Below are 26,328 nucleotides of genomic sequence, written 5' to 3' on the forward strand. Positions count from 1 at the left end.
GTGCTATGGCAAACTGGAAAATTGATGAATCACACAGCGAAATAGGATTCAAAGTTAAGCATCTCATGATTACAAACGTGAGCGGATATTTTACCCGTTTTACCGGGACCATTCAAACAGAGAGCGACGATTTTCGTGACGCCAGGATCTCTTTTGAAGCAGCAGCGGATAGTATTGATACACAGAACAAGCAACGAGACGAGCATTTACGCAATGGTGAATTTTTTGACGCTACCAATCACCCGAAGATCAGCTTCGTTTCTAAAAAAGTAAAGAAAATAGATGACGAGAAGTACAAATTACTTGGTGAGCTGACGATTAAAGGGGAAACACATCCCATTGAACTGGATGTATTGCATGGAGGAGTAACTGTAGATCCATATGGGCAAACGAAGGCAGGCTTTGCGCTCAAGGGCCGTCTTCACAGGGCGGATTACGGCTTACGCTGGAACGCCACCACTGAAGCCGGAGGAATTGTACTTAGTGATGAAGTAAAACTTAACATGGAAATACAGCTGGTGAAAGAATAATTTTCACCCATAAGTAAAAATGGCCGCGGAGAAGAAGGATTTCCTTTCTTCTCCGCGGCTATTTGGTTAAAAAAGGAAAGCTAACGCCTATTGGCTATCTTTGTGCTTTCCAATAGCAGCACATGAAATTTGAACAGTATAATATCTCCCCGGAAATAAAGGAAAGTTTAGCAGAAATGGGCTTTAAAAAGCCTACAGACATACAGTTTAAGGCAATTCCCTCCATCCTCAATGGGGACGATGTAATGGCCGTAGCCCAAACCGGTACCGGTAAAACGGCTGCTTTCGCCATTCCCATTCTGCACCGCCTGCAACAGCAGGACCGCCGCTACCGGAAGGGTAAATACGAGGTGAAATGCCTTGTTATGGTACCTACCCGGGAGCTTGCTATCCAGATCGCAGAAGTTTTCCAGTCAATCGCACAGTATACCGACCTCTCCATTCTCGCTCTCGTAGGAGGAGTGGACCAGGGGCCGCAAATTAAAGTACTGGAAAAAGGTGTGGATGTGCTTATTGCCACACCCGGCCGAATGTTCGACCAGATCAACCAGGGACATATTGACCTCAGCCAGGTACAGATCCTCGTGCTTGATGAGGCCGATCATATGCTGGACCTGGGTTTTATCCGGGATATCCGCGATGTGATCAAACACATTCCCCGCGAGCACCAGACCCTCTTCTTCTCTGCTACCCTGAATAAAGACATTAAGGACCTGGCATATTCCGTAGTGAATAATCCTATCCGCATACAAATATCTCCCAAAGATCCTGTTGCCAAAAATGTAAGCCATGCGGTAGCTTTTGTGGAAATGGATGATAAGCGTTTTTTCCTGGAAAGACTGATCAAAGAATTTCCTGAAAGCAAGATCCTCGTATTTGTACGCACCAAAGTGCGTGCAGAACGGGTAATGGCGGCTATGGCCCGTATCGGCATCAAATCCCTTACCATGCACGGTGGCAAGGAGCAGGGCGATCGCCTGGACGTAATGGAGGAGTTCAAAAAAGGTGATATCAAAGTGCTGGTTACCACAGATGTAAACGCCCGCGGTATTGATATTCCCAATGTAGACTATGTAGTGAATTACGACTTACCCGATGTGCCGGAAAATTACGTACACCGTGTAGGCCGTACCGGGCGCGGCGTACAGAAAGGCCAGGCTGTTTCTTTCTGCAGTACAGAAGAAAGGCCCATCCTTGATGAGATCCAGAAATTCCTTGGTAAAGAAATTACTGAAATGAAGATCAATAAAGATGATTACCGGGAAACCATCAGCTTCTCTGAAGATATCCCCAACGATAACTGGCAGCTATTGCTGGATGAGCATAATAAAGAGATGGAGCAGCTGCAGAAGAAAGTGAAGAAGAGAGCAGCGGCAAATTTGAAGAAGAAGGCAAAAAAGAAATAAACAAAACGGTCCCGGCTTAACGCCGGGACCGCCATTCAAACATATTCTCTAAACCTGTAACTATTGTTTTACTGCTTCCACGTTTACAGTGATATCAACAGTAGGTGCTACTGCCCATACACCGGAAGGTAATTTGTCTGCATATTTTACGCCGAAATCAAGACGGTTAATGGTGGTTTTTGCAGTGAAGCCTGCTCTTCTTAAACCCCATGGATCTTTAATCACACCATTGTAAGTAACGTCAAAGGTTACACGTTTTGTAGTGTTGCGGATAGTAAGGTCTGCTAACAATACATATTTATCTCCTGATACTTTTTTAAAAGACACGCTTTTCAGCGTGATGGATGGATATTCAGCTACATTAAAGAAGTCATCCGTTTTCAGGTGCCCGTCACGCTGATCAACACCGGTGGAGATGCTGGAGGCATCTACGGTGAAATCTACTTTTGCATTCTGGAAATTGGTGCTGTCGGCAGTTTCAATGGTACCATTGAATTTAGTGAAATGGCCCTGAACATAGCTCAGGCCTAAGTGCTTCACGCCAAAGATGATGCTGGTATGCGCGGGGTCCGCGTTCCATTTTACCTGTGCAAAGGTAGCGATGCTGGCCAGTACCAGGAAGGTGGTGAAAAAGAAACCTTTTTTCATGATTGTTTTTTTATTGAATTTAGTTAATTGTTTATTTGGAAAGCTGACGGTCAACAGACCAGCGTCCGGCGCCTTTGATGATCAGGGCAATGTTGATACCGATTACCAGTAGGTGATATTCAAATCCTTCTCCCGGTTGTGTACCGCCCCAGTTCATAAAGAATCCGTTGGCAGAGTGAATATTCATGGCTACCAGCATGATAACGGTCAGCATTGCTGCCCATATCCTGGTGGTAAATCCCAAAAGAAGCAGCAGGGAACCGATGCTCTCGGTAAAGATGACAAGAAACGCAAGGATGGCCGGGGTGCCCTGGGAAGTGAAGTAGCTCATAGTGGCTTTGAATCCATAGCCGCCGAACATGCCGAGTAATTTCTGTGCGCCGTGGGGCAACATTACCAGGGCCACGGTAATACGGATAATAAAGGATGTGAGATGATCGTCTGTGCGAAGTATTCTTTTGAACATAAAGGTATTTATTAGCGTTTGTACTTTTATTGTATATACAAGTGTTAGGGCAAAAAAAATCAGTCGCGTAGTTTATCCAGTAATTTGTTGATGGTATTCACTTCTGCTACAGTGAGCTTTTTTGTTAGTTCCAGGTGGCTTTTCTCCATTACAGGATCCAGTTCCTTTAACAAGGCTTGTCCTTTTTCGGTGATCTCAATTTCCACTTTCCTGCGGTTACTGTCGCACTGCTTACGGGTCAGCAATCCCTTTTGGCGGAGTTTTTCCACCAGCCGGGTGGCATTGCTCATCCTGTCCATCATTCGCTCCTGTATATCCAGGAGGTTTAAGGGGCTTGGGCTGCTTCCGCGAAGTATCCGTAATACATTGAATTGCTGGCTCGACAGGTCGTATTGCTTCAGTATCTGTGAAGTCCATACTTCCAGCCAATTGCCGGTAAATATGATATTCAGCATGGCTTTCTGGTATTCGTCCTTAAACCGGGTCTGCTTCAGTTCTTCTTCCAGTTTCATAATTACATTTACAACTGTTGTTTATACAACAAAGGTAGGTGTATTTTTCAAATTACCAAATTTGTGGGTGGAGAATTTGTCTTGGAACACTGATTATGATGATTAGTATGATTTTATTTTTTGGGTAGATAAAAGTGACTACCTGCTGTTGTTTTTTGGAAGCCAGCTTCAGCGGGGATTGGCCGGGAGCATTGAATGCGCTGATTAGTTTGACTTTACTTTTGGGTAGATAAAGAACTTATTTGCCAATCTATTTTGAAGCCGCCCACAGTGGGAAATTTGCCCTGAAACATTGATTACGTCGATTTGTTTGATTTTATCCCTGGTGAGAGAAAGTGATTATATTTTTTATAACCACTAAGGGAGATATAAGCGAATAAAAAGCTCATATCTCCCTTAGAATAAAAAGCCTGATGTTCTATCTCCCAATATCTCCCCTGATTTTACAAACAAAATCTAAAAATAAAATCAAGCTAATCATCATAATCAGTGTTCCAGGACAAACTCTGCTTAACTATTCAGTCCCCCGTCAATTGTCAGTGCAGAACCATTGATAAATCCACTTTCCGGGCCTGCCAGGAAACCTACCAGGTCGGCAACATCTGTGGCGGTGCCATAGTGGCCCAGTGCAATATGCTGGCGCTGATATTCTGCATGAGGGCCATCAGCGGGGTTCATGTCTGTATCTACCGGTCCGGGTTGTACCAGGTTGGTGGTGATGCCCCTTGCCCCCAGGTCGCGTGCCAGCCCTTTATTGAAAGCTGTAAGCGCGGACTTGCTCATGCTGTACAACGTACCTTGCGGCCCCACTACACGGTCGGCCATACAGCTGCCGATAGTGATGATCCTGCCGCCGCTGCTCATATGCCGCGTAGCTGCCTGGGTGGCCATAAATACTGCACGGGTGTTTACGGCCATTGTATGCTCGTAATCTTCCAGGGTATAATCTGAAAATTCTTTCATTACTGCAGTGCCGGCGTTGTTAACGAGTATGTCTATACGACCATAACTGTTAACAGTATGATCCACCGCCGCGATCACCGCGTTCACATCGGCGCTGTCTGCCGCTATTGCGGTCACTTTCTGCCCTTTGGCAGTTAGCTCTTCCACCAGCGCTGTAGCCGGCGCAGCACCTTTTACGTAGGTAAATACTACTGTGGCGCCATCTCCAGCCAAACGTTTTACAATGGCGGCGCCCATACCGCGACTACCTCCTGTTACCAGGGCTATCTTATTTTCCAGACGTTTCATAATAAATGATTTTATGCTGGCAAAACTAGACCGGTTAACCCAGGTAAAGAAGAGGAGTGATAATTGTTAAATACTAACCTTCATGTTAGAATTGGGCTGGAGGTACTTTTCACGGAGTATGTTCAGATGATGTGCCTGGTGCCCTGCTATCGCAAATCCAAGTGCAAGTACCGAAAGTTCCGTTTTCCAGCTCATACCGGTTCTTAACAGTGCTGCTTCTGAAAAATTGTTGAACTGCATAATACTGGCATTACGCACTGCTTTCAGCTCTGCCAGTATTTCTGCTACGCTCCGCTCGTCTATTTCCGCATTGTTGGCATAGTCGTCCTGTTCCATTCCCGGCGGCACCTGGGTGTCTTTCCGCGCAAATAACAAGGCTCGGAAAGAAAATACCCGCTCCGTATCGGTAATATGCTGGAGCACATTCTTCAGGGTCCATTTACCTGGTCCATAGGCGTAGTTACCCAATGGCTCCAGCGCCGCTGCATCTAATTCGTTCAGTGTTTGCAACGACTGCTCCAGCGCGGTTTTAAGGTCAATATCCGGTACAAGGTTGATATAAGTAGAGTAATATCCCGGGTCCGGTTTAATAGCGTTTTTTTTCATCTGGTGAGTTTTAAGGGAGGATGAATATACGAACATTTTCCACCGGTGGCAGACCCTTCGCACGACTTACTCATCTTAATAATATATTTAATATATTTGTATGCGATCGATATATCCTGACTACCTATAACCTCCTTCTATGAAATACCTGTTACGATGCCTGTTGTTGCCGGCACTCATGGGATTGGCCACCGCCCTGCCTGCGCAGGAAAAGAATGATAATATTCCCACCCGATGGGACGCCCGGTGGATCACGGCCGGCGACGCCACCCCTTCCGCCTGCGGCGTATTCCTTTTCCGGAAACAGTTCCAGTTGCTCAATTATTCCGGCCCCTTTATTATTCATCTCTCTGCGGATAACCGTTACCGTTTGTATGTAAACGGCCGGTTAGCCGGCATGGGGCCTGCACGATCCGACCTGGCCAACTGGTATTACGAAACTATTGATATCAGCGCTTACCTGAAATATGGCACCAACATCATTGCTGCGGAAGTAGTGAACTTCGGCCCGCATATGCCACGGGGCCAGTTCAGCAAAGCAACGGGCCTGCTGATCCAGGGACATACGCCCGGGGAGGCGGCTATTATCAACACCGGAACGACCTCCTGGAAGGTAATGGAAGATGAATCCTTACGCCCCGCCCCGGTAAAAACCGGGGATAATGTTTTCTACGGCGCTTACCCTGGTGATAGCATCACGGCACAGTATCATCCCTGGGGCTGGGAACAGCCTGCATATAATGATAGCGCCTGGGAGGCTGCCACAACTGCTGCCGGGGTGGCCCTGCAAGGTCATAGTGCCGGCAGCTGGCCTTTACTTATGCCATCGCCCATTGGCCGCCTGCACCAGGAACGGCAATCGTTCCCCGCTATTGTTTCACAACAGGGCGCAACCGCAGGCATGGGATTGCTGAAAGGCACATCTCCACTAACTATACCGGCTAAACGAAAAGTAACACTGCTGCTGGATGCCGGGCAGCAAACCATCGGCTTCCCTGAAATGCTGATCAGCGGCGGACTGGAAGCAGCCATCAGCATTACCTACCGGCCGGCATTTGCCAGCAGTACGGTGATAAAGGATATAATACACCCGGATGGCGGCACCCGTCGTAAATTCACGCCCTCGGGCTATAGAAGTTTCAGGTATGTGCAGCTGGATATCGAAACGGGGCGGTCGCCCCTCACATTGGTCGATTACTACAACGTATATACGCAGTACCTGTTGAACGACAGGTCGGCTTTCAACGCCGGCGCAATGGCCGATTCGCTGTGGGCGGCCGGCAAAAGAGCCGCACTTACCGGAGCGCAGGATAACCTGTACAATGATCCTTTCAGCGAGCAACTGCAATACATACAGGATGCCCGTATCCAGGGGCTTGCCATCAGTTTTTTTTCGGGAGATGATCGACTGTTCAGAAATGCGCTGGTACAAACGGATCAGTCGCGCATTCCGGAAGGACTGGTCCGTTCACGTTACCCGTCGAACGACCGGCTGGTATCAGTAACGGATGCACTGGCATGGATCGGTGCTGTTCAGGATTATTTACTTTACAGGGCGGATAAGGAATTAGCGAAACAATGTTTTCCCGGGATACGCAGCATCCTCGACTGGGTGGATCGCTACCAGGACCCGGCTACGGGCCTGCCTGGCAGTATGCCTTACGACGATAGTGTGGCATTGTCGCCAGCCACGGGTCAGTACCTGTATGCCCTCCGTCAGGCGGCTGTTATTGCTGGCTATTGCGATAAAACGACCGACTCGCTTACCTATACACGCACGGCCGATAAACTGAGGGAGGTATGGTACCAGCAATGTTATGATGCAGGGAAAGGATTGTATGCAGAAACCGCAGCAAAGAAAACATTTTCCCGCTATACCAATGCCATGGCTGTACTGGCGCAGGCTGTACCACCCCGGCAGGTGAAAAATGTAATGCAGCGGTTACTGGCTGAAAAAACGCCCGGGGAAGAATCGTTGCGCGAAAAGTATTATATTTTTAAAGCAATGCAGGAAACCGGTGTTACAGAAGCTTTCCCTGCCGAATTGCAGTCGCTCGCAACACTGCTGGAACAAAACAACACCGCAGCTTACCAGGCAAATGCTGCTGTGGCCAATCTTTTCCTGCTGGGTATCACCGCAGGTATACAACCGGCTTCCTATGGGTTCAGAACAGTATTGATTGCACCAGATCCCGGCACATCGCCGCAGGTAAAAGCTACTATGGTACACCCGGAGGGTTTAATTAAGGTAGACCTGGCATTTAAAAATAATCGTGTAACCGGCACCGTTATAGTCCCGTTCGGTATAACCGGCAAATTCCGCTGGCGTGGTAAAGAGATCACTTTGCATGGTGGCCCGCAGGAAATTTCGCTCTGATCGCGAATTTTGTCTTGGAACACTGATTACGCTGACTATACTGATTAGTTTGATTTTATTTTTTAATTTTATAAATTATTAAGGGAGATAAGAGCGAATACCACTCTTATCTCCCTTAATAACTATCGCTTTCATCGGATTATGCAGATTTGCCTTATTGCTATTTTTTAAGGAAAGGCATAAACGAACATATCCGCTTATCTCTAAAAATCCCAAAAAATAAAATCAAACTAATCAGTATAATCAGCGTAATCAGTGTCCAAGACAAAATTCGCATCGCCGAAGGCGATCTACGCGCGCTTTTTCTTCGCGTAGAAATAATTTATCGCCAATGCGCCAATGCAAATGAACAATCCAAAGAATTCCCGTGTTTCTTCAATCCAGGGTTTGGTAGCTTTCATGGTTTCGGCAAGGTTCTCTGCATTGTGTTTGGTGAACCAGTCTTCCACACCGTTCTGGTCAAAGAACTTATATATGGCGTAGGCCAGGTATACCAGTATACCCGCAATATACCATTTCGGGTAAAAGCGGTTACGCGAAGCCAGCCAGCAAAGCAGGGCACTGTAAAGGTAGATGGGCATCCATATGTAAGGATCAGGATCGTTATACTGTAAGCCTGCAAACAAAACAAACATCAGGCAAAACACAACATTCAATATTTTCATGACGCAAAAATTAGGGCTTAAACATACACAAAAGAATTTCAAAAGCATATTCCTTGTATTATTTTATCCCGGCAGTGTGGAATAGTGGAATAACAGTCTGCAATTTTGTCACTTTTAAAGAAAATGTTAAAAGACCACTTGTTTGGGCTAAAATAATGTTATATATTCGGTTCATTACATCGTTCCACGTGAGAACCAAAATCTGAGATTGAAATGTTTGTTACTAGAGCAAAAGATTCTCACTTATTTATTATTGTATTGAATTCACTATCGTAAACAATTAAACAACAGTCGGATGACCTAAATCAGCTTGACCATTAGTGTTTGTTTTATAGTTCATTCATTCTTTTAAAATCGTAGTTTTTGTTTAACTGTTGATCGGACACTATTTTCTTTTTTGACGCCGTGTAGCGCATCATGCACGGGTGATAAAAACTAATGCTTTGTATTTATTGAAAATTAACCTGCTGTAAAAATGGAATACAGCGGGAACGGGTTCTGTATGCAAAGTTGTGACTGTTCAATAAGGTGACATATAGATAGGAATCCTTATTTACTAACAATTTTTCTTAAACGTTTCCCTTAAATCACGTTATGAAAAAGCAATTTTACCAGGCACTCGCTGCACTATGCGGCCTCTTGTTGCTATTAGCCGGCAACAATGTATCAGCACAAACAAAAGTTACGGGTAAAGTAACCGACAAAGCCTCCGGCAATGCGCTGCCAGGCGTTACCGTGTTTGTGAAAGGCAGCAACCGGGGTACTGCCACAGATCCTTCCGGAGCCTTTTCCCTTATGGCCAAATCAGGTGAAACACTCGTGTTCTCCTTTGTAGGTTATGATCCGCTGGAAACAGTGATAGGATCCGGTCCGGTAAACGTTTCCCTAAGCGAAAAAGTAGGCTCGCTGGAAGAAGTAGTGGTAACCGGTTATGCCAGCCAGAAAAAGAAAGACCTTACCGGTTCGGTATCCATTGTAAAAGTGGAAAATCTTACCAAACAACCTACCTCCCAGATAGCCAATCAGCTGCAGGGACAGGTGTCGGGGGTAACCATTCTCGGCTCAGGCCAGCCGGGCCAGGAGCCACAGGTGAAGATCCGTGGTGTAAACACCTTCGGAAACAATACACCATTGTATGTGGTAGACGGAGTACCCATCTCCAACCTTACTGATGTAAATCCCAACGACGTACAAACCATGCAGGTACTTAAAGATGCAGGCGCTGCCTCCATCTACGGTGCCCGTGCTGCCAACGGCGTTATCATCATCACCACCAAAAGAGGAACCGGTAAAGTAAAGGTGTCCTACGATGGCTACTATGGTACACAACGTCCTAAAAGCGGAAATGTATGGAACATCCTCAGTCCGCAGGAACAAGCCAACCTGAAATGGATGGCCATTGCCAATACTACTCCGAATCCTGTATATAATGATGAACAATACGGCTCCGGCGCAACACCACGCCTGCCCGATTATATCGCTCCGCAGGGCGCAATGGAAGGTGACCCGGGCACTGATCCATCTACCTATTTCGTAAATCCGAATTATAAAGTAGCCAGTGATGTGGATGCGTTCCACCGTATCGTAAAGGCCAATAAATCAGGTACCGACTGGTTCCACGAAATATTTAAACCAGCCCCCATCACCAGCCACAATATTTCGGTAGCAGGTGGCGGCGATATCGGCAGTTACTTCTTCTCGTTCTATTACTTTAATCAGCAGGGTACTCTAACCAATACATATAATAAACGTTATGCTGTTCGCGCCAACAGTACCTATAACATTACCAATAATATACGCGTAGGCGAAAACCTGGAATACTCCCTTATCAATAACCCGCAGATCGGTGCTCTCACAGAAGGTAGCGGTATTGGTATGGCTTTCCGTGAAATGCCTATCATTCCTGTACATGATATTAAAGGCAACTATGCAGGTAGCTTTGGTAAAGGTTTGGGTAATGCCCGCAACCCCGTTGCCATCCAGGACCGCTTCGGTACTACCAAAACACTGGCTAACCGCTTGTTGGGTAACGTGTTTGCAGAAGCAGATATCCTGAAACACTTTACCCTCCGCACCAGCTTCGGTGGTGAGATCTATTCCTTCAATAATCATAGCTTCACTTTACCTGAATACGAAAATGCTGAAAACAATAAAGTGAATTCGTATACGGAAAATTCAGGAACCGGTTACGACTGGACCTGGACCAATACCCTCACCTATCACCAGAACTTTGACCAGGTACACGACCTCAAAGTGCTGATAGGCACAGAAGCATTCGATAACCAGGGCCGTACCGTTGGTGGTACCAACCTCGATTATTTCACCTTTGATCCCAACTTCACCAACCTCAGTACAGGTAGCGGCACGCCTACCAACTACAGCGGCCGTTTCTCTGATGGATTGTTTTCCCTCTTCGCAAGGGTAGACTACTCCTACAAAGACCGCTACCTCCTGGGCGCACTGATCCGCCGGGATGGTTCCTCCAGGTTTGGTTCCTCTAACAGGTATGGTAACTTCCCTGCCGTAAGCGCTGCATGGCGACTTTCACAGGAGGAATTCATGAAGGGTATCAGCTGGCTCTCCGATCTGAAGATCCGCGGAGGATGGGGTATCATGGGTAACCAGATCAACGTGGACCCGCAGAATGCCTTCACCGCTTACGGGTTTGAAAAAGGAAACTCCTTCTACGATCTGAAAGGTACCGGGAACTCCATTTTACAAGGCTTCTACCGTACCCGTATCGGTAACCCCGATGCAAAATGGGAAAGCAACGTGAACGCCAATATCGGTATAGATGCGACCCTCTTCAAAGGCGCCCTGGAAATAACAGCAGATTACTATCGCAAAGATGTAAGAGACCTGCTGTATAACCCTGAACTGCCAGGTGTTTACGGTATTGCCAATGCTCCTTATGTGAACGTGGCCCAGATGAAAAATAAAGGGTTCGACTTCTCCGCCACCGCTAACCTGAATCTTACCAAAGATCTCAAACTGGACCTGAACGGTAACCTCACTACCTATAATAATGAGATCGTGAAAATATCTGATGCTGCTCCTTATTTCGACCAGGAACAACGCAGGTTTAACGGTACTTTCATTATCCGTAATGCCGTTGGCCAGTCTATCAGCGAATTCTTCGGTTATAAGGTAGATGGATTCTGGAATAGCCAGGCAGAAATTGATGCAGCAAACGAGGCTACCAGGAAACAATATAATGATAACTCACTGGTATACCAGACAGACACTAAACCCGGCCGCTTCAAATATGCCGATGTGAACGGAGATGGAAGGATCACAGAAGCCGATCGTACTTATCTCGGTAATCCTAATCCAAAGTTCAGCTATGGCCTGAACATCGGTCTTACTTATAAAGCCTGGGATTTCAGCATGTTCATATATGGGGTGCAAGGTAACAAGATCTGGAACCAGGTGAAATGGTGGACAGACTTCTATCCTTCATTCGAAGGGGCAAAAAGCAAAACAGCACTGTATGATTCCTGGCTGCCAACACGTCAGAATGCAAAAGCGCCTATCCAGGAAACATCTCCTTCTTTCAGTACATCCAATGTACCTAACTCCTATTTCGTGGAAAACGGTTCTTACCTGCGTGCAAAGAATATCATGCTGGGATATACCATCCCAAGCAATGTGCTTCAGAGAGTGGGTATCACAAAATTCAGGGTTTATGCGCAGGCGGCTAACCTGTTTACCATCACCAAATACTCAGGTATAGATCCTGAAATTACCGGAGGTACCAGCAACTTCGGCGTGGATGAAGGAGCTTATCCCAATCAGCGTCAGTACCTGCTCGGTGTGAATGTAACATTCTGATAATTTTTTCCTGAAAAGCAAAATTGAGAAAAATGAAAACATTACGATATTTAAGTGTAACACTTGCGTTGGCTGCAATAGGGATCAGTGCCTGTAAAAAGAGTTTCCTGGAACGGGCGCCTCTTGGATCTCTCAGTGATGAAATAGTAGCAAATAAAGCCGGTATCAACTATTTGCTGATAGGCGCTTACGCGTCGCTCGACGGACAACAAACCGCACAGGCAGCCCTGGGTGGCGGTGGCCCATGGGAAGCTTCTCCTACTAACTGGATCTATGGCAGCGTGGCCGGTGGCGATTCCCATAAGGGTAGCTTCAGCGGCGACCAGCCAGGTATAGACCCTATCGCAAAATTTACAGTAGACCCAAGCAATGGTTTTTTCAATACAAAATGGAGGGCCGTATATGAAGGCGTGATCCGCTGTAATACCGTACTGGCAAAAATTCCACAGGCAACGGATATGAGCGATGCGGAAAAAACACAGGCAGCTGCGGAAGCCCGTTTCCTCCGTGGCCACTACTACTTTGAGCTGAAAAAAATGTTCAATAAAGTACCCTATATCACAGATACTACTGTGGAAGTGCGTGTTAAAAATGATAAAGATATCTGGCCCTTTATTGAAGCCGATTTTAAATTCGCCACAGATAACCTGCCGGCTACACAAAGCGACGTGGCAAGAGCAAATAAATGGGCTGCTCAGATCTATCTGGCTAAAACATATCTCTACCAGAAAAAATACACAGAGGCAATGCCGTTGTTCGACCAGGCTATCGCATCAGGTGTTACTTCCAATGGTCTGAAGTATAAGCTCACAGACAGATTTGAAGACAACTTCGATGCTGCTACAAAGAACAACTCAGAATCTGTATTCGCTATCCAGATGACAGCCAACGATGGTACCAATACCATCGCCAATGCAAACCAGGGCGAAATGCTGAACTTCCCCTACAACAGCCCCTTCGGCTGCTGCGGATTTTATCAGCCTACCCAGGACCTCGTAAACTCTTACCGCACGGACCCGGCTACAGGCCTGCCAAATCTCGATACCTGGAATGCTAACCCGGTAAAGAATGATCAGGGTATCGTTTCCACAACACCGTTTACACCGGAAACAGGAACGCTGGATCCACGCCTCGACTGGACCGTAGGCCGCCGCGGAATACCTTACCACGATTGGGGTAATCACCCTGGTGCCAACTGGATCAGGGACCAGAAATATGCTGGCCCTTATGCGCCCAAGAAAATGGTGTACTGGCAGTTTAACCAGGACAAATACAAAGATGCACACTCATGGGCGCCGGGATCTGCTATCAACGTATTGCTTATCCGCTTCGCAGACGTAATCCTTATGGCGGCTGAATGCCACGCCCAAACCGGTGATCTGCCGGGAGCCACTGCCCTCGTTAACCAGATCCGTGACAGGATGATCAATCACCCTGAATACTGGCTGCATAAATACCTGGATGATACCAAACCAATGTTAGGATTTGATCCTACCAAAATGGCTGCGAACTACAAAATAGGCAGGTACACTGCTACCTTCGGCAGTAAAGACCAGGCATTAAAAGCCATCTATTTTGAACGTAAACTGGAGCTGGCTACAGAAGGCCACCGTTTCTTTGATCTGGTACGCTGGGGCATTGCGGATGTGGCGCTGAACGCCTTCATCCAATATGAATCAGCTATCACCGACGACCTGAAAGGCGGGCATTTTACAAAAGGTAAGAATGAATACTTCCCCATTCCTCAGCGTCAGATCGACCTAACTATGGTAGGCGGACAAAGAGTACTGGAACAGAATCCGAATTATTAACAGCTATATCTGTCGCTTTTTTAATTGAACGAATGCAGCGGATCTTTTTCGCTGCATTCGTTTTTATACAACATTTTAGTACTTTACAATGCCCGTTAAAATATTCACCGATGACCAATCAACCAATGAGTAACCGGTATTGTCTCGCCGCTTTATTTTTTATCGTCACCAGTCTTGTCATCGGTATCAGTTGCCACACACCCACAAAGGAAGAAAAAGGAAAAGCACTGGCAGATAAATATTGCTCCGGTTGTCATTTACCCGTTTCCGCGGAACTGCTGGACAAGGAAACCTGGCTGAAACATGTGTTGCCTGCTATGGCCCCCAAGCTGGGCATAAAAGTGTGGGGAGAGAATTCCTATTATCCACCGATGCCCGGCGATAAACCAGGGCTTATTTCTATCCAGGACTGGGAGCTGTTGGTGGAGTACTATAAAAACACCGCTCCTGAAAAACTACCGCCTGCAAAAGCGCCGCAGCCGCTGCAACGCGACTGGTCCATTTTTACAGCAAAGTATCCCGTACTCAAAGATACAATCCCCGTAGCTACTACTATGGTGGCATTTAACCCGGATAACGGCCATCTTATGACCAGCGATGGGCTCTCCAATACCCTCACGCAATGGGACCAGGATTTACAAACCGTTAACATCCGCAATTTACCATCTCCCGCTGTCGATATACTCTTTGTAAAAGATACTGCCGGGCAGCAACAGGCCATCCTTACTGAAATAGGTAATATGCGGGCATTGGATGCGCCCGCTGGCATTATTACCAGTGTACAACCCAATGATCCGCAAAGCAGACAGCACGATCTCATGGCTTTTCTCAAACGGCCGGTGCAAACCCTGCAGGCTGATTTTGATAAAGATGGCCTGTCCGATTTGCTGGTATGCGCATTCGGCCATAACCAGGGGGGGCTTTACTGGCTGAAACAGCTGCCGGATCACAGTTACAGGCAGTTGCCTATCCGGGAAGTGCCCGGAGCTATTCACGCAGAAACAGGCGATTTTAACCACGACGGCTATACGGACTTCATGGTATTGTTTGCCGCCGGCGATGAAGGCATCTGGCTGTTTGAGAATGATAAGAAAGGAGGCTTCGTATCTACCAACCTGCTGAGATTCCCGCCACTCAATGGTTCTACCAGTTTCCAGCTGGCCGATTTTAATGGCGATGGTAAACCTGATATACTATATACCTGCGGTGATAACGCAGATTTTTCCATGGTGCTTAAACCTTATCACGGAATATTCGTCTACCTCAATGACGGGAATAATAAATACAGGGAAGCCTGGCATTACCCCGTGAATGGCTGTACAAAGGCGGTGGCTGCGGATTTCAATAAAGACGGTAAAACCGATATCGCCTCTATTGCCTTTTTTGCTGATTTCCGGCATCAGCCCGGGGAAAAATTTATTTTCTTTGAAGGTGGAAATAAAGCGCTCATGTTTACGCCCCATTCACCGCCGCTCGACAAAGAAGGCAGATGGATCTGTATGGACGTAAAGGATTATGATCACGATGGCGACCTGGATATTGTACTAGGAAACTACGCACAGGGTTTTATCATACTTGATGATTATAAGCCTGACTGGAAAGAATATCAGCCTTTTATAGTATTACAAAACAATGTCGCCCGTTAAATGCAACGTAAAAATCGTTTGTTTATTTGGAATGAAAGGAGACAATATGTATCTTACGGCCGTATTTATTGCTACGTGCATTGTTGCTTGTTACAGGTCTAAACTTATAGAGAAGAGAGCTCATATATTACAGATCTTTAAAGTACCATCGTTCTTGATCAGTGTTTTCCCAACATATACCTTATTGCATCGTGTCTGCCGTCAGAGACGCCGTGCTGTAAAGATATCCTGATGTATAATCAGGTTTTAGAATGGCGGAAGGAGAGGCAGTAATGCCTCTCTTTTATTTAGATGCCCTCCCTATCGTTCAACCATTGATGTGAACGGTTTTATCTTCTTTTTTTGCCATCTATCATAAAAAAGCGGCCCGATTCTGAAAATCCCATTATTACTGGTTAATTTTATTGGGAAATCAGCATTATTAGTTTAAATAGGATATGTCAGTGGCTGAATATGTATACGATCAGGATAAAGTGAGCAAGCTGCTTAGCACGGTCATAAGAAACAATGGAAACGAAAAAGCAAATAACTGGTTGCAACAGCGGTTGCAGCTACAACAGCAAACCGGTGCCATCCCGCAGTTTAATCAAACTTTCACAGCTATTCCGCGTTTCACAGGTAAAGAGATGATCCGTATTTCCACAACGGAAAGTGAACAGCTGCAGGCATTGTTGCCTTCATTTTTCGTACAGGGCTGGACGTTAGACCGCCTTGCGAGAGTATGGTGGCTGCTGCAATTGCCGGTAACCAACAAATCTGCGTACCTGGAAGTAGTGGAAAACCTCTTCAACGCGGCGGAAATGAATGAGCTGGCGGCCTTGTACAGTGCCCTGCCCCTGCTGCCATGGCCCGAAGAATGGACTGCGCGCACCTCGGAAGGCATCCGTTCCAATATAGGTATTGTGCAGGAGGCCATCATGCTCCGCAACCCTTACCCGGCAAAATACCTGTCGGAGGCCGCCTGGAACCAGCTGGTAATGAAAGCCATTTTTACCGATAAACCACTACACCTGATCATCGGCCTGGACGAAAGAGCTAATGCCGCACTGGCAGCGATCCTGGTCGACTTTGCCCATGAAAGATGGGCCGCCGGCCGGACGCTGGATCCTATGCAATGGCGGGTGCTGGTGAACTTTGTAGGAGAAGCCAACTTTGCAGATATCACCCGCGTATGGCATTCTGTGAACAGCACAGAGAAAGAAGCCGCCGCACTGGTGTGCGCCCAATGCCATTATCCGCCTGCTAAGGCTTTGCTGGCCACCGACCCGGCATTACAGGCTGAAATTCAGGCTGGTAGCATAACCTGGGATACGCTGGCCCAAAAAATAATTAAATAACCAACAATAAAATTGATCAGATTATGTGCGGAATCCATGATTTAACAGAGAAAGATCTCCAACCACTTACCTATAGCCCCGCTTATCTTAATAAAATAAAAGGCATGCGCTTCTTTGATCCGCATGTACATATGACGGCCCGTACTACAGACGATTACCAGGCAATGGCCGATGCCGGCGTGGTAGCCATTATTGAGCCCGCATTCTGGTTAGGACAGCCCCGCACAGGTGTTGATACCTTCCGCGATTATTTCAGCAGCCTCCTGGGGTGGGAGCGTTTCCGTGCTTCCCAGTTTGGTATCAAACACTATTGCACCATTGGCCTCAATTCCAAAGAAGCCAATAACGAAAAGCTCGCTGAAGCCGTAATGGAAATATTACCACAGTTCATTTATAAAGAAGGCGTAGTGGGCGTGGGCGAAATCGGTTTCGATGACCAAACCCCCCTGGAGGAAAAATACTATCGCGCCCAGCTGGAACTGGCCAAAGAAGCCGGTTTGCCCGTTCAGATACATACTCCTCACCGGGATAAGAAAAAAGGCACCCAGCGCAGTATGGACATCGCACTGGAGCACGGACTCGAACCTCACATGATCATTGTAGACCATAATAACGAAGAAACAGTCAAAGAAGTACTGGATCGTGGCTTCTGGGCTGCATTTACCATCTATCCTTTTACCAAAATGGGGAATGAGCGCATGGTAGCTGTAGTTAAACAGTACGGAAGTGAGCGTATTATGGTGAACTCCGCTGCCGACTGGGGCATCAGCGATCCCCTGGCCGTTCCTAAAACCGCCGCTTTAATGCACGAAAGTGGTATTGACTCGAATGACATTCATTTGGTAACTTACACCAATGCTGTAAAAGCCTTTGCGCAGAGCGGTCAGATAAACGAAGCGGATTTTGATGTAGCAGCAAATATTGATCAAAGTGAGAAATTTAACGGAAGCTCTATTTTGCGCGGAGGACAACAGCCTCGAATTGATAAAAACACAACCATCATCCGGTAACGGCCTGACAGCTTCGGTTCTGCTGGCAATGAACCATGAAAACCTAATTACACGGTGAGTTATATTGTTAGCAAATTGATCGGATATCTGCGCCTGATGCGACCAGCCAATATCGTAACTGCAATAGCAGATATATTGGCTGGCGTTGCTATTTCGGCCTATTTTATAAATGTTACGTTCAGTACTGTTACGCTGGATCTTATCCTCCCGGTTGTATGCCTTTGTCTTGCAACCATTGGCCTGTATGGCGGCGGTGTTGTTTTTAATGATGTATTTGATGCGGAACTGGATAGCACGGAACGTCCTGAAAGGCCCATTCCCAGCGGGGTTATCACAAAAACTCAAGCCGTTATACTTGGCAGCTACCTGCTCCTGGTGGGTATCCTCGCTGCCTTTTCGGTAGGCCGCCTCACGGGTTATGCCGGATGGCTCGCCATTGGAGTGGCCGCCTCGGCGCTCATTTATGATAAATGGGGAAAACACCATGCACTGCTCGGCCCGCTCAATATGGGCCTCTGCCGCGGGTTTAACCTTCTCCTGGGTATAAGTATTGTGCCCGGTATGCTGGAAATATACTGGTGGATGGGCTTTATCCCCATTCTCTATATTGCGGCAGTAACCAACATCAGCAGGGGAGAAGTGCACGGGGGCAGTGTTAAAAGTTTACGCCTTACCGCTGCCTGCTATGCCGCAGTATACATTACAATGGGTATCCTGGCCTGCATACATCATCATTTCTGGCCGGCACTCCCGTTTATCCTGCTGTTCATTATTATGATTAATGTACCGCTGTTCAGGGCTATGAAAAATCCTTCCGGGCCAAATATCGGGAAAGCGGTAAAGGGTGGCATCATTGCATTGATTGCCATGAACGCAGCCTGGGTGGCGGCTTTTGCTACCATTCCTTTTGCAATAGCAGTCATACTGCTGTTACCAATATCACTGGTGCTGGGAAAACTTTTTGCCGTTACCTGACAACAGCAGGCGGATACCGTGCAGCTGCACGGTATCCGCTGGTTGGCGCTGATTCATCCGGCTTCACAGTTCTCCAATCTTTTTCATGGCCTCAATATCCGGCGCTCTCATACCATCCTGTGGAAAGAAGTAGCGCAGGCCTGTCTATTCCACTATTCCCCTTTTCAGGGCCTCTTTCACTAGCCCCGCGGTATTCTTCACTGCCAGCTTTTGTGTAAGGTTTAACCGGTGTGTTTCTACCGTGCGCAAACTGATGAACAACAGGTCGGCAATCTCCTGGTTGGAATACTCCTCTGCAATCAGCTTCAGGATCTCCTCTTCCCTGCGGGTAAGCGGGATCTCATAGCTGCTGCGCTTCCGGCCGGCAATTGCTTCATTGAGTAACGGGTGTTTTACAGCATCGTCGAGGAACCGTTCACCGGCATGTACTTCCTCAATGGCGCGAAGAAGTGTTTCAGGATCTGTGCTCTTTAATAGGTAGCCTGCCGCGCCGTTACGCAACATCTGTTTGATATAGTGCGGGTCCATAAAGCTGCTCAGCGCAATCACTTTTATATGCGGGTGCTTTTTCTTCACCTGTCTGCAAAGCGATATGCCGTCTATTTCCGGCATCTGGATATCCAGTAACAGTACATCCGGCTGCACGGCCGGCAAAGCCGCCATGAGAGCCCCCGCCCGGTTACTTTCATATACTATGGAAATATGTGGAAAAGGCGCCAGCATCGCTTTAATACCGCTGATCACCAGCAGATGGGCGTCTGTTATAGCCAGTTTGATACGCATGTCAGGTAAAATTAAAAAGAGGCTGCATCTCCGCCGGTTGCATAATAGTAGTATTGAATTGCATGTAGGCGGTAGTGCCGCAACCCGGTATAGTCGTAGGGGTTAGATGCCCGTTCAATGAAAAGCCGGCCAGGGCTTTATGATAGCCCGGTCCGCTGCCTGTTTGAATACAACAAATAAAAAGTAATATTCTCAGCATTTCTGATTCACTTTTAATCATTACAATAAACAACCCGGCGGGAAATAGCTGGAAAAGCGATCACCCGCCATCGCAGTGCGTTGACGAAAGCTCAGCATGCAACAAAAGATGTGAAATACAACCGATGTTACAGGGTTAACAACACGGGTATCCCGTGTTTCTTTTTTGGTCAAACAATCTAATCTGGGCCTCTGGAACTGTCATTATTTTCCGCAGCGGCATAAAGTTCTGTATTTCTCTTTTAATACACAACAGCAAACGGGACGAATGAAAGTAGGAATGGGCATACGTATAATCCCGGCTGCCGGAATCGCCCGCCGGTAAGGATTTGACAGGCGCGCTATACAGACAGGTAGAACTACGCAATTTATAAAATAATGGTTTATACCGTAGGAGAAATCCCTTACCTCAGGCTTTTTGCGTGCCGTTGAATTGTTCTACCGGCTAACCCCAAAAAAACAGGCTCTGTTCCCCTGGGCCTTTTTCTTGTGAAAAATCACGTTTTTTCTATGTACTTTTAAAGGCTATAGTTTTTTTTAGTCAGATGATGCGGATTTAGCCATGGAATATATTCAACAAAACTTCGATGTCAACTTCTCTTACGGTGTTTTCTTCAGCAGCAATTTATTCGATCCTGCCAACACCTGTTTAGCTACCTTCCTGGAATCAAAAGCAGAGAGTGCATACGTAAAAAAATTACTGGTGATCCTGGATGGCGGCGTAGCCGCTCACCATCCGGAGCTAACCCAACAGATCAATCGTTATTTTCAACAGGTGCGCGGCTTTCAGCTTGCCCCTGAAATTATTACCATCAGTGGCGGAGAAGCTGTAAAAAATGACCTGCCCCTGCTGTTCAGCCTCGTGGATGCCATCGATAAATATGGTATCGACCGCCACTCTTACGTGATAGGCATTGGCGGGGGATCCCTGCTGGACCTGGTAGGATTTGCCGCCGCTATTTCACACCGCGGCGTAAAGCATATCAGGATCCCTACTACCGTGCTGTCGCAAAATGATTCCGGTGTAGGTGTGAAAAACGGTATAAACTATAAAGGGAAGAAAAATTTCCTCGGTTCCTTTGCCCCACCCGCTGCTGTATTCAATGACCCGGTGTTTTTAACTACGCTTGATCCGCGCGACTGGCGCTCCGGCATGGTGGAAGCCGTGAAAGTAGCGCTGATCAAAGACGCTGCATTCTTCAACAGCATTGAACAGAACGCAATAGCGCTTACTGCGGGAGATATGGCAGCTATGCACGACCTGATTTACCGCTGCGCCGAATTACATATTCAACATATCGGCGGTGCAGGCGATCCGTTTGAAAGCGGCTCCTCACGTCCGCTCGACTTTGGCCACTGGAGCGCACATAAGCTGGAACAGCTCACCAACTTTGAATTGCGCCACGGGGAAGCTGTGTCTATCGGTATTGCGGTAGATAGCGTGTATTCGTTCCTGTTAGGATGGCTACCCGAAGCTGATATGCATCGCATTCTTACCGTGTTGAAAAATATGAAGCTGCCGGTATGGCATCCGTTGCTGGAAATGCAGGATGGTAAACCTTCTCCGGTAGTAGCCGGATTGGAAGAATTCCGCGAACATCTCGGCGGCCGCTTAACCATTTCCCTGTTGCGCGCAGTTGGAAAAGGAGAAGAAGTACATGAAATGGATCTTAACTTATTATACAAGTCAGTAGACATCTGCAAAAATAATCAGTAATGAAAACAGCTGCGGGACATCTTACCTACTGTACAAATATTCACCCCGGCGAAAACTGGGTAGATCATTTTGCACAACTGAAAAAATTTATACCTGCCATTAAACAACAGGTATCGCCGGATCAGCCGTTTGGAATAGGATTGAGACTGGCTAATACCGCCAGCCTGGAGCTGAGTAAGGAAGCGGCTTTGAAGGAATTTCAGCAATGGCTGAAAGAAGAAGATTGCTATGTGTTCACGATGAACGGGTTTCCTTATGGCGGCTTTCATAATGTAGTGGTAAAAGACCAGGTACATGCGCCCGACTGGACCAGCGCCGATCGTGTGGCTTATACCATCCGCTTGTTCAGGATCCTGGCAGCGCTGCTGCCGGAAGGAATGGAAGGCGGTATTTCCACTAATCCACTTGGATATAAACACTGGTGCAACCGCTGTGAGGAGGAAAAGAATTCCTACACGGAAAGCGCTACGCTCAATATGCTGCTGGTACTGGAGCAACTGGTACGCACACACCGCAGCGGAGGACCGCTGATGCACCTCGATATTGAACCGGAGCCTGATGGCATGATGGAAAATACCAGCGAGTTTATCAACTGGTACTTCAATGACCTGCTGCCTGCCGGTATCCCGTTTGTCAAAGAGAAATTTAATCTGGAAGATGACCAGGCGGCGGCTGATATCATTAAAACGCATATTCAGCTGTGTTACGATGTTTGCCATTTTGCACTGGTATACGAAGCGCCCCAGCGGGTGATTGAACGGATGCAGCATCACGGCCTGAAGATCGGTAAGCTGCAGATCAGCGCCGCACTGAAAGCCGATATGCCGGCGGATACCGCCGCCCGTAGCATGGTAACAGATGCATTCCGTAAATTCAATGAGCCCGTCTACCTGCACCAGGTTATCGCAAAAAGAAATGATGGCACTTTTATTCATTATCCCGATCTGCCGGAAGCCCTGGCAGATGAAGGAAATCCGGCCGTAACAGAATGGCGCTCCCATTTTCATGTGCCGGTGTTCCTGGATAAGTTTGAAGTACTGCAATCCACACAGGAAGATATCAGGCAGGTGCTGGCTATACAACGTGAACAACCTTTTACCACGCATATGGAAGTGGAAACCTATACATGGGACGTATTACCGCCCGCATTAAAACAGGAGATGTCTTTGTCCGTTTCCCGTGAACTGAACTGGATAAGAACGCAACTGTAAGCCATCTTGGAATTGTGCGCCCGGAATTATAGCTTTATGCCGGAATTGCAACGGCGATCGAATTTATGAGAAAGACAGTAGTAATTGATGTAGTAGGGCTCTCCTCTTCTTTGCTGGAGCACCTGCCTTTTTTAAAGGCTTACACACAACAGCGCCACATGGCCACTGTGATGCCTATGTTACCCGCGGTTACCACGGTGGTACAAAGCACGTACCTTACCGGCGAATGGCCCAGTGAACATGGAATAGTAGGCAATGGCTGGTACGACAGAACCGATGCGGAAGTTAAATTCTGGAAACAATCCAACAAACTGGTGGATGCCCCAAAAATATGGGACCGCGCCAGGAAGCTGGATCCATCCTTTACTGTTTCGCAGATGTGCTGGTGGTACAACATGTATGCGAACGTTGATTACTCACTTACTCCCCGTCCCAATTACCTTTCCGATGGCCGCAAAGTGCCGGATTGCTACACAACCCCGTCTACGCTGCGGGATTACCTGACGGAACAACTGGGTAGGTTCCCGCTGTTTAATTACTGGGGCCCGACTGCCAGCATCAAATCAAGCCAGTGGATTGCTGATGCATCTATCCTCACCGATAAATTATACGATCCCACCCTCACTTTTATTTACCTGCCTCACCTGGATTACTGCCTGCAGAAATTCGGACAGGACCCGGTAAAAAATGCAAAGGAGCTGGCAGAGATAGACGCTGTATGCAAACAGCTGATCACTTATTACCAGCAAAAGAATTGCGATCCTATCGTACTGTCGGAATATGGTATCACCAATGTGAATAATCCCATTCATCTCAACAGGATACTGAGAAATGAAGGCCTGCTGGCACTGCGCGTGGAAAATGGCCTTGAACTGCTGGATGCAGGAGCCTCAAAAGCCTTCGCCGTGGCAGACCACCAGATCGCGCATATTTATATCAACGATCCTTCCTGCTATAAAAAAGTCCGTACCATCCTGGAAAATGTTCCGGGGGTAGAACTGGTGCTTGACAGGGAAGGCAAACGTCAGCATCACCTGCATCATGCCCGCAGCGGCGATCTCATTGCAGTTGCAGATGCCCGCAGCTGGTTCACCTATTACTACTGGCTGGACGATAACAAAGCCCCCGATTTTGCCAGGATCGTGGATATTTTCCGCAAACCCGGCTACGACCCGGTGGAAATGTTCATGGATCCCGCCGACCCGTTCATCAAGCTGAAAGCGGCAGGAAAATTGCTCAGGAAAAAGCTCGGTTTCCGCTACCTGATGAACGTGATCCCGCTGGATGCCACCCTTATCAAAGGCTCTCACGGCAGGTTGGAAGAGAACCCCGGCTACCACCCGGTGATAATCAGCCCCCAGCCCATTGCTACACCACAATTACAGGCAACGGACGTTTACGGTGTAATATGGAAGCAGCTCACCGGCGAATAGCTAACTATCTGGAATACAATCGTTTATCATTTTGCAAGTGATGTAACCGGGGTAGAAAAAGCACCCATCACTCAATGACAACCAATCAATAGCCGATCAAGTCCACCTCCGCACCACATAGTCTCTGCATTTACCGCATGCGCTAAGCATATGCCATTCATGCCCGGGGCATACGCGAAGTTTGTCTTGGAACACTGATTAGGATGATTACGATGATTAGCCTGATTTTTACTTCCTGAATTCTTTTATAAGATGCGATAAAAGCGGTCACACTTTCGTCTCCCTAACTATCTTCAAATGTTAAAACTAAATCAGGCTAATCATCGTAATCATCCTAATCAGTGTTCCAAGACAAATTTCGCGCTCATCAAAAAAACTACACATCCCTGATTTATTTTTCTACATTCATGCAACCGATTGTTTTTTATGCAAGAAAACGACAATAATAATAACGTTATGGAAAGAAGAGATTTCCTAAAAACCGGTAGCATGGCTGGTTTGGGAGCAGGATTAACTATTCTGAATTTCCCTGTATTCGGGAAAAATGCACCCAGCAATAAATTAGTGCTGGGAGTAATGGGGGTTAACTCCAGGGGCAACTGGCTGGCCCAATGCGCCGCCAAACTGCCCGGGGCCGAAATAGGCTATGTATGCGATGTGGAAGACGGCGCCATTGCCAAAGGCCTGAAAGCCATTGCAGGAGCGCAGAACCGTAAGCCGGAGGTGATCAAAGATATCCGCAAACTGCTGGAACGGAAGGATTTTGATGCGCTCCTCGTGGCAACCCCTGACCACTGGCACGCTCCTGCGGCAATTATGGCCACTGCTGCCGGCAAGCACGTGTACGTGGAAAAGCCCTGCGCCCATAATCCGGGCGAAGGCGAGATCCTGCTGGCAGCTGCAAAGAAGTATAACCGCCTCGTGCAAATGGGTAACCAGCGCCGCTCCTGGCCCAATCTTCAGCAGGCTGTAAAAGAAGTGAAAGAGCAAAACGTGTTAGGCAAAGTGTATTATGGCCGCGGGTGGTATGTGAATAACCGGGAGCCTATCGGTATCGGGAAAAAGATCCCGGTTCCTTCCACGCTCGACTGGAACCTGTGGCAGGGGCCCGCTCCCCGCCGTGATTACCTGGACAACATTGTTCACTATAACTGGCACTGGCGCTGGCATTGGGGCACCTCCGAAACCTGCAATAACGCCACCCACGAACTGGACTGCCTTCGCTGGTTTATGGATGTGGAATTCCCTACTAAGGTCACTTCTGCCGGCGGCCGTTATGCCTATGCTAAAGACGACTGGGAAACGCCGGACACCCAAACCCTGAACTTCGAATTTGAAGGAAATAAAGCCATCGCCTGGGAAGGACGCAGCTGCAGCCCCTTTAACCTGGAAGGAAGCGGCCGCGGATTTGCCTTGTTTGGTGAAAACGGCAGCCTGTACAACTCGGGTGGCGATAGCTACAAGCTCATCGATCCGAAAGGGAAAGTGATCAAGGAGGTAAAACAGGCCGCTAATCCCAACCAGAGCGTAACCAACACCGTAAGCCCGGCCGGCGAGTTTTACGACGCCGTGCATATCAACAACTTCCTGGAAAGTATCCGCGGCAATGCCACTCTTAATTCAGAGATCAATATAGGTTATCGCAGTACGCTGCTTTGCCTGCTGGGAAATATTGCGCAGCGTACCGGCCGTATCCTTCATACCGATCCATCAAACGGCCATATCCTGAACGATAAGGAAGCCATGAAAATGTGGGATAGGGAATATGAAAAAGGCTGGGCTCCCAAAGCATAAATAAACATCTTTCTTCCGGGTAATAGTCACAAAAAAACTGAGAAAAATACTTTGACTGTTACCCGGAATTCTTATCTTTGTCAAACTATAAACCCTTTCTCCTATTTGGTTTATAGGCTAA

Annotated in this window: 21 protein-coding genes; 13 read left to right on the top strand and 8 right to left on the bottom strand. The window is 47.4% G+C overall.

The window, feature by feature from the left end; all coding sequences use genetic code 11:
- The first annotated feature begins 5 nt into the window (after positions 1–5).
- Together ABIE50_RS06395 and ABIE50_RS06400 are read left to right on the top strand one after the other, a co-directional pair.
- Positions 6–530, top strand: a complete 525-nt coding sequence (locus ABIE50_RS06395; RefSeq protein ID WP_209866583.1) for a YceI family protein — start codon at positions 6–8, stop codon at positions 528–530.
- Positions 531–652: 122 nt separating this feature from the next.
- The gene (locus ABIE50_RS06400; RefSeq protein WP_209866585.1) at positions 653–1,936 is read left to right on the top strand and encodes a DEAD/DEAH box helicase; all 1,284 of its coding nucleotides are present in this window, start codon (positions 653–655) and stop codon (positions 1,934–1,936) included.
- Between the two features lie 60 nt (positions 1,937–1,996).
- On the opposite strand, the gene ABIE50_RS06405 is transcribed toward ABIE50_RS06400, so the two are convergent.
- From ABIE50_RS06405 to ABIE50_RS06425, 5 genes are all read right to left on the bottom strand, one after another.
- Positions 1,997–2,584, bottom strand: a complete 588-nt coding sequence (locus ABIE50_RS06405; RefSeq protein WP_209866587.1) for a YceI family protein — start codon at positions 2,582–2,584, stop codon at positions 1,997–1,999.
- Between the two features lie 31 nt (positions 2,585–2,615).
- The gene (locus ABIE50_RS06410) at positions 2,616–3,050 is read right to left on the bottom strand and encodes a DoxX family protein (protein ID WP_142683947.1); all 435 of its coding nucleotides are present in this window, start codon (positions 3,048–3,050) and stop codon (positions 2,616–2,618) included.
- 59 nt (positions 3,051–3,109) lie between these two features.
- On the bottom strand, positions 3,110–3,562 hold the full coding sequence (locus ABIE50_RS06415) for a MarR family winged helix-turn-helix transcriptional regulator (RefSeq protein WP_209866589.1): 453 nt from the start codon (positions 3,560–3,562) through the stop codon (positions 3,110–3,112).
- A gap of 510 nt (positions 3,563–4,072) precedes the next feature.
- Entirely contained in the window at positions 4,073–4,813 is a 741-nt protein-coding gene (locus ABIE50_RS06420) for an SDR family NAD(P)-dependent oxidoreductase (RefSeq protein ID WP_209866591.1), read from the bottom strand.
- 66 nt (positions 4,814–4,879) lie between these two features.
- A complete protein-coding gene (locus tag ABIE50_RS06425; protein WP_209866593.1) occupies positions 4,880–5,419 on the bottom strand; it encodes a DinB family protein in 540 nt (179 codons plus the stop codon).
- Between the two features lie 139 nt (positions 5,420–5,558).
- On the opposite strand from ABIE50_RS06425, the gene ABIE50_RS06430 reads away from it, so the two are divergent.
- Positions 5,559–7,796 carry an alpha-L-rhamnosidase-related protein gene (locus ABIE50_RS06430; RefSeq protein ID WP_209866595.1) on the top strand — a complete coding sequence of 746 codons (2,238 nt, stop codon included), beginning with the start codon at positions 5,559–5,561 and terminating at the stop codon, positions 7,794–7,796.
- A 290-nt stretch (positions 7,797–8,086) separates the two neighbouring features.
- On the opposite strand, the gene ABIE50_RS06435 is transcribed toward ABIE50_RS06430, so the two are convergent.
- Positions 8,087–8,461 carry a transmembrane 220 family protein gene (locus ABIE50_RS06435; protein WP_209866597.1) on the bottom strand — a complete coding sequence of 125 codons (375 nt, stop codon included), beginning with the start codon at positions 8,459–8,461 and terminating at the stop codon, positions 8,087–8,089.
- A gap of 594 nt (positions 8,462–9,055) precedes the next feature.
- On the opposite strand from ABIE50_RS06435, the gene ABIE50_RS06440 reads away from it, so the two are divergent.
- The 6 genes from ABIE50_RS06440 (at position 9,056) to eboC (ending at position 19,071) form a co-directional block, all read left to right on the top strand.
- Entirely contained in the window at positions 9,056–12,292 is a 3,237-nt protein-coding gene (locus ABIE50_RS06440; protein ID WP_209866599.1) for a SusC/RagA family TonB-linked outer membrane protein, read from the top strand.
- Positions 12,293–12,324: 32 nt separating this feature from the next.
- On the top strand, positions 12,325–14,103 hold the full coding sequence (locus tag ABIE50_RS06445; protein WP_209866601.1) for a RagB/SusD family nutrient uptake outer membrane protein: 1,779 nt from the start codon (positions 12,325–12,327) through the stop codon (positions 14,101–14,103).
- Between the two features lie 110 nt (positions 14,104–14,213).
- Positions 14,214–15,749: an FG-GAP repeat domain-containing protein gene (locus ABIE50_RS06450; protein ID WP_209866603.1), complete on the top strand. Its 1,536-nt coding sequence runs from the start codon at positions 14,214–14,216 to the stop codon at positions 15,747–15,749.
- Between the two features lie 437 nt (positions 15,750–16,186).
- A complete protein-coding gene (locus tag ABIE50_RS06455; protein WP_209866605.1) occupies positions 16,187–17,086 on the top strand; it encodes an EboA domain-containing protein in 900 nt (299 codons plus the stop codon).
- A 23-nt stretch (positions 17,087–17,109) separates the two neighbouring features.
- Positions 17,110–18,096, top strand: a complete 987-nt coding sequence (locus tag ABIE50_RS06460; RefSeq protein WP_142683938.1) for a TatD family hydrolase — start codon at positions 17,110–17,112, stop codon at positions 18,094–18,096.
- Between the two features lie 96 nt (positions 18,097–18,192).
- Positions 18,193–19,071 carry a UbiA-like protein EboC gene (gene eboC / locus ABIE50_RS06465; protein ID WP_354027897.1) on the top strand — a complete coding sequence of 293 codons (879 nt, stop codon included), beginning with the start codon at positions 18,193–18,195 and terminating at the stop codon, positions 19,069–19,071.
- Between the two features lie 144 nt (positions 19,072–19,215).
- Here eboC and ABIE50_RS06470 read toward each other — a convergent pair whose 3' ends face one another.
- Together ABIE50_RS06470 and ABIE50_RS06475 are read right to left on the bottom strand one after the other, a co-directional pair.
- Positions 19,216–19,854: a response regulator gene (locus tag ABIE50_RS06470; protein WP_209866610.1), complete on the bottom strand. Its 639-nt coding sequence runs from the start codon at positions 19,852–19,854 to the stop codon at positions 19,216–19,218.
- 1 nt (position 19,855) lies between these two features.
- Positions 19,856–20,053 carry a hypothetical protein gene (locus tag ABIE50_RS06475; RefSeq protein WP_209866612.1) on the bottom strand — a complete coding sequence of 66 codons (198 nt, stop codon included), beginning with the start codon at positions 20,051–20,053 and terminating at the stop codon, positions 19,856–19,858.
- A 561-nt stretch (positions 20,054–20,614) separates the two neighbouring features.
- On the opposite strand from ABIE50_RS06475, the gene ABIE50_RS06480 reads away from it, so the two are divergent.
- From ABIE50_RS06480 to ABIE50_RS06495, 4 genes are all read left to right on the top strand, one after another.
- Positions 20,615–21,769 (top strand): 3-dehydroquinate synthase, encoded by a 1,155-nt coding sequence (locus ABIE50_RS06480; RefSeq protein WP_209866614.1) that lies wholly within the window; start codon positions 20,615–20,617, stop codon positions 21,767–21,769.
- Positions 21,769–22,980 carry a metabolite traffic protein EboE gene (eboE, locus tag ABIE50_RS06485; protein WP_209866616.1) on the top strand — a complete coding sequence of 404 codons (1,212 nt, stop codon included), beginning with the start codon at positions 21,769–21,771 and terminating at the stop codon, positions 22,978–22,980. The genes ABIE50_RS06480 and eboE overlap by 1 nt, the downstream gene beginning before the upstream one ends.
- A gap of 65 nt (positions 22,981–23,045) precedes the next feature.
- Positions 23,046–24,413 carry an alkaline phosphatase family protein gene (locus ABIE50_RS06490; RefSeq protein ID WP_209866618.1) on the top strand — a complete coding sequence of 456 codons (1,368 nt, stop codon included), beginning with the start codon at positions 23,046–23,048 and terminating at the stop codon, positions 24,411–24,413.
- A 456-nt stretch (positions 24,414–24,869) separates the two neighbouring features.
- The gene (locus ABIE50_RS06495; protein ID WP_209866620.1) at positions 24,870–26,207 is read left to right on the top strand and encodes a Gfo/Idh/MocA family protein; all 1,338 of its coding nucleotides are present in this window, start codon (positions 24,870–24,872) and stop codon (positions 26,205–26,207) included.
- Positions 26,208–26,328 lie beyond the last annotated feature (121 nt).

Origin of the sequence: Chitinophaga sp. OAE865, from assembly GCF_040546735.1 — a bacterium.
Classification (GTDB): Bacteria; Bacteroidota; Bacteroidia; order Chitinophagales; family Chitinophagaceae; genus Chitinophaga; species Chitinophaga polysaccharea_A.